Source organism: Lactobacillus sp. A27 (genome assembly GCF_016742815.1).
Classification (GTDB): Bacteria; Bacillota; Bacilli; order Lactobacillales; family Lactobacillaceae; genus Lactobacillus; species Lactobacillus gallinarum.
Map to the genome: position 1 here is coordinate 1 of NZ_JAEHNT010000055.1, position 739 is coordinate 739.

Below are 739 nucleotides of genomic sequence, written 5' to 3' on the forward strand. Positions count from 1 at the left end.
TCTTGTGAGATTTCACTATCAGTTAATTTTTTATCCTCTAATACACTTTCTGCTTCTTTGACTTCTTTTTCATAATGCTTTGTCATAAAAAACGCCTTCTTCACCTTTCATTGTAGTTAGTTTTATAGAAAGGTATAGCAAAACGTACTTTTACTTTGATATATTGCTTAGATCACAAAAAAAGACATGGCGTTTAAACCATGTCTTAACGAGTTTATTTATGCTGACTAGAAGGCTTGGCTTTAGGACTTACGTTTCTTATCCAACACACTAAGTAAAACTGCACTTGCTCCTACTAAAACAGCTCCTAATGCTATTAAAGCTTGACGCTTATTACTAGTATTTGGTAACATCTCTCGCTTAGTTTGAGCCTGTTCATTTCTAATTACAGCAGATTCATGTGGCTTAGCAAATCTAGCTGTCTCTGTTTTGGGATTATTATTTGAGTTATATTGACGTTTTACGTTTCTTCTAGCCTTTGGATTATTATTCGTGTTTCTGCTTGAATGCTTTGTAGTACCTGAATTTTTCTTTGATTTACCGTGATTGTCATTATTAGTTTTCACACTAGGTTTGTTGGGCTCCGATGTTAGTTTATTTGGTTCAGGAACTGAAGTTGGCTGTTTAGGACCGGGCTTTGGTCAGGTTCAGGACACCTTAGAATCTTACTTTGACTAAATAAAGAATAAAAAATCGATCTATGAGAAAGATCTATTTACACAAAAGATTTGACAGTTTC

At 34.1% G+C, this 739-nt stretch carries 1 protein-coding gene; it reads right to left on the reverse strand.

Going from position 1 to position 739, the window contains the following annotated elements; genetic code table 11:
• Nucleotides 1-242: 242 nt before the first annotated feature.
• Entirely contained in the window at nt 243-566 is a 324-nt protein-coding gene (locus tag JEM49_RS07910; protein WP_098044162.1) for a hypothetical protein, read from the reverse strand.
• Between the last annotated feature and the right edge of the window lie 173 nt (nt 567-739).